The 3,824-nt window shown below is 69.5% G+C and carries 3 protein-coding genes and 1 pseudogene; 2 read left to right on the top strand and 2 right to left on the bottom strand.

Annotation, left to right across the window (positions count from 1 at the left end; genetic code table 11):
- Positions 1 to 220 precede the first annotated feature (220 nt).
- Positions 221 to 1,656: pseudogene (gene pyk, locus AC27KI_RS20405) on the top strand (pyruvate kinase).
- Here the strand turns inward: pyk and AC27KI_RS20410 are convergent.
- Together AC27KI_RS20410 and AC27KI_RS20415 are read right to left on the bottom strand one after the other, a co-directional pair.
- Positions 1,589 to 2,176, bottom strand: a complete 588-nt coding sequence (locus tag AC27KI_RS20410; protein WP_487089240.1) for a phosphatase PAP2 family protein — start codon at positions 2,174 to 2,176, stop codon at positions 1,589 to 1,591. The pseudogene pyk and the gene AC27KI_RS20410 overlap by 68 nt on opposite strands.
- Complete coding sequence (locus AC27KI_RS20415) at positions 2,163 to 2,924, bottom strand: phosphatase PAP2 family protein (RefSeq protein WP_487115533.1); 762 nt, start codon at positions 2,922 to 2,924, stop codon at positions 2,163 to 2,165. The genes AC27KI_RS20410 and AC27KI_RS20415 overlap by 14 nt, the downstream gene beginning before the upstream one ends.
- Before the next feature lie 118 nt (positions 2,925 to 3,042).
- Here AC27KI_RS20415 and AC27KI_RS20420 point away from each other — a divergent pair, with 118 nt between their 5' ends.
- Complete coding sequence (locus AC27KI_RS20420; protein WP_487115535.1) at positions 3,043 to 3,744, top strand: response regulator; 702 nt, start codon at positions 3,043 to 3,045, stop codon at positions 3,742 to 3,744.
- Positions 3,745 to 3,824 lie beyond the last annotated feature (80 nt).

Raw genomic sequence — 3,824 nt, forward strand, 5'->3', positions numbered from 1 at the left:
CCGAGCGTCAAAGATACAAGGTTTCGATGCCCGGGCGGATGGACCGCCCGGGCATCGAGGGCGGCCCAAGGTCTGCCGCAGCGGGGTGGCCCTCTGCAACCCTGCCAGTGCAGACCTGCTTTGGCCATGGCGCGCAGTCGGGGTCTGCCTGAAGGTGATGTAACCTCTTTTCATGCAAAATTGAAACCCGATTACATCCATGCAGAGAGACCGAACCGCCATGCAGATCCGCCGCGCCACCAAGATCGTTGCCACCCTCGGGCCCGCTTCCAGCGACCCGCAACTGCTGGAGCAGATGATCCGTGCCGGGGTCAATGTGGTGCGGCTGAACTTCAGCCACGGCAAGGCGCAGGACCACATCGATCGCGCCATCGCCGTGCGCGAGGCCGCACAGCGCGCGGGCCGCGAGGTGGCCATCATGGCCGACCTGCAGGGCCCCAAGATCCGCGTGGGCAAGTTCGCCGAAGGCCGCGTGCAGCTGCAGCAGGGCCAGTCCTTCATCCTCGACGCGTCGCGCACCATTCCGGGCGACGACAACGGCGTGGGCCTCGATTACAAGGAACTGCCGCGCGATGTGAAGGCCGGCGACGTGCTGCTGCTCAACGACGGCCTGATCGTGCTGGTGGTGAACGCCGTGCGCGGTGAGGAAGTGCACACCACCGTCAAGATCGGTGGCGAGCTGTCCAACAACAAGGGCATCAACAAGCAGGGAGGCGGCCTCACCGCACCGGCCCTCACCGCCAAGGACATGGAGGACATCCGCACCGCGATGAGCTTCCAGGCCGACTACGTGGCCGTGAGCTTTCCCAAGAACGCCACCGACATGGAAATGGCGCGCCAGCTGTGCAATGTGGCTGCAGCCGAGTACCGGCACAAGCCGGGCCTGATCGCCAAGATCGAGCGGGCCGAGGCCGTGCCGCGCCTGGAGGAGATCCTGCGCGTGTCCGACGGCATCATGGTGGCGCGGGGCGACCTGGCCGTGGAGGTGGGCAACGCGGCCGTTCCGGCGCTGCAAAAGAAGATGATCCGCATGGCGCGCGACATGGACAAGGTCGTCATCACCGCCACGCAGATGATGGAAAGCATGATCACCAATCCCGTGCCCACGCGCGCCGAGGTGAGCGACGTGGCCAACGCCGTGCTGGACGGCACCGACGCCGTGATGCTGAGCGCCGAGACCGCTGCGGGCAAATACCCGCTGGAGACGGTCGAGGAGATGGCCAAGATCTGCGCCGCCGCCGAGGCGCGGAAGACCCCGAGCGCGATTCCGACTTCACGGGCCAGACCCTGGGCCGCATCGACCAGTCCATCGCCATGGGCGCGCTCTTCACGGCCCACCACCTGGGGGCCAAGGCCATCGTGGCCATGACGGAGAGCGGCTCCACCGCGCTGTGGATGAGCCGCCACCGCATCCACATTCCCATCTACGCGCTCACCCCCAAGGTGGCCACGCAGCGCAAGATGGCCATGTACCGCAACGTGCGCCCGCTGCTCATGGACACCAGCGCCGACCGCGACACCGCGCTGGAACAGGCCGAAGGCCACCTCAAGAGCCGCAACATCGTGCAGCAGGGCGACCTGTACGCGATCACGTGCGGCGAGCCGATGGGCGCGCCGGGCGGAACCAATATGCTGAAGATCTGCCGCGCCAGCTGAGCGCGTGCCGCAGCAGGGCCCTGGCGAACAGGGCGCTCGCGCAGCCGGTCAGTGCGCCCGCCAGCACGTCCGCGGGAAAGTGCACGCCCAGGCAGACACGGCTCCACGCCACGGCCGCCGCCAGTCCGAAGGCCAGCCATTGCCAGGGCGCGTGGCGCCGGTGCAGCCCCAGGGCCAACCCCTGGGCCAGCGCGAACGCGCCGGTGGCATGCATGCTGGGAAAGCCCGCGCGGACGCCGTGCTCGATCCACTGCACGCCGAGGCCCAGCTGCCCCGGGCGGGGCATGGGAAACCATGCGCGGATGCCGTGCGCGGCGCACCAGGCGACTACTACGGCCACCAGGCTCAGCATGAGGGCCTGGCGCAGCCGGGGGCTGCCAAAGGCCAGGCCCGCGGCCACCAGTAGCCCTGCAAGGATGGGGAACCCCTGCGACAGCCAGCGCGCGGCGGTCACGATGCCGGTCGGGGTCGCTGCCGTGGCGTTCACGGCCGTAAACAGCGCCAGTTCAATGGACAGCATGGGCGTCGGCGTCGGCGGTCAGGTGGCTGTCCAGTTCCGGGAAATGCCGGCGCATCCACTGTCCCCCGAGGTCGCACAGCCAGCCCGTCATCCAGCAGAACCAGCCAGTCCACAGCGTGTGGCTGGTGAAGTGGGCGCCGCGTGCCTGCTGCGCCAGTCCGAGGATGACACCGGCGGCCAGGGCGCCGGCCAGCCACCAGCGCGCGGCGCGTGGCGCCTTGCGGTGCAGGGCGAAATAGCCACCGAGGAACGCGAAGCCGGCCGAGGCATGCCCTGCGGGAAAGCAGTGGCCGCCGCCGCCGTCCATCACGCCCAGGGCCCAATGCGAGGCGTAGCGCGCCACGCCACCGAACTCCGCCAGGTCCCAGGGGCAACTGGTGGTGCTGCTCTGCTTGAGCAGGGCAATCACCCCCAGCGACAGCAGGGCGCTGATCGCCATCTGCACCCGCTCGCCATGGTCCAGCCGGCGCAGCACGCCCACCGGCCACCACACGCCGACAGCGAGCACCAGCACCAGCACCCAGCCCAGCCGCCGCGCGCCTTCATGGAGCACGTGCACGAAAAGCCAGTGGTCGCGCAGGGGAAAGCCCTGTGCCGAGCCGAACACCCGGGCCAGATCGAGGTCCAGGCCCGAACTGTCCCAGGCGATGAGCACCGCCAGGACGCCCAGCGCCCAGGCCAGCGGTGGAAGCGAACGGGAGAGTCGCGATGCGGCAGGCGCAGCGACAGGGGGGTAGGAAGTCGGCATGGGGGCGGACGATAGGCAGCCGCTCTTAACGCCGTCTTAACGGTGGTCCCCACCATGTTTGTCGGTCCGCCGGACGGGCGGGCTCTGGCGAATCCGCATCGCGGTGACAATCGCCCCCATGCGAATCCTCGTGGTCGAAGACGATGCAGGCATTGCCGACGGCCTGCGCACCAACCTGCACCAGCGCGGCTATGCGGTGGACGTGTGTTCCAGCGTGGCGGCCGCCTGGAGCGCCCTGCGCATGGAGCGGTTCGATGCCGTGCTGCTGGACCTGGGCCTGCCCGATGGCGATGGCGCCCAGCTGCTGCGCCGGTTGCGCCACAGCCCGCCCGGTGCCCCGGGCGCGCCCGCGCTGCCCGATCCGGCCCTGCCGGTGCTGATCCTCACCGCCCGGGACCAGGTCCACCAGCGCATCGCGGGCCTGGATGAAGGGGCCGACGACTACCTGGCCAAGCCGTTCGACGTGGACGAGCTGGAAGCGCGCCTGCGCGCGCTGCTGCGCCGGGCTGCGGGCCGGGCATCGCCCACCATCCGCCATGGCGATCTGGAGGTGGACCCCGCCGCGCGCACGGTACGCCTCGCCGGACAGCAGGTGGACATGTCCCCACGCGAGTTTTCGGTGCTGCTGGTGCTGCTGGAGTCGCGCGGCCGGGTGCTGTCGCGCCAGCAGATCGAGGAAAGCCTCTACAGCTGGCAGAGCGCGGTGGAGAGCAATGCGGTGGAAGTGCACATCCACCATCTGCGCCGCAAGCTCGGCAGCGGGCGCATTCAGACCATGCGCGGCGTGGGCTACTTCATGCCGCTGGAGGACACGCCATGAGCCGCGTCCTTCCGACCGACCCACCGATCCCCGAGCCCGCCGACATCGCCGCGGCGCCCGTGCCACCTGTGCCACCTGTG

The sequence above is a fragment of the Acidovorax sp. KPB24-03 genome, from assembly GCF_057546605.1.

What these genes read in the sequence shown, in the direction of transcription:
- AC27KI_RS20410 (WP_487089240.1), bottom strand. Translation starts at nt 2,176, where the DNA reads ATGCTGTCCATTGAACTGGCGCTGTTTACGGCCGTGAACGCCACGGCA.
- AC27KI_RS20415 (WP_487115533.1), bottom strand. Translation starts at nt 2,924, where the DNA reads ATGCCGACTTCCTACCCCCCTGTCGCTGCGCCTGCCGCATCGCGACTC.
- AC27KI_RS20420 (WP_487115535.1), top strand. Translation starts at nt 3,043, where the DNA reads ATGCGAATCCTCGTGGTCGAAGACGATGCAGGCATTGCCGACGGCCTG.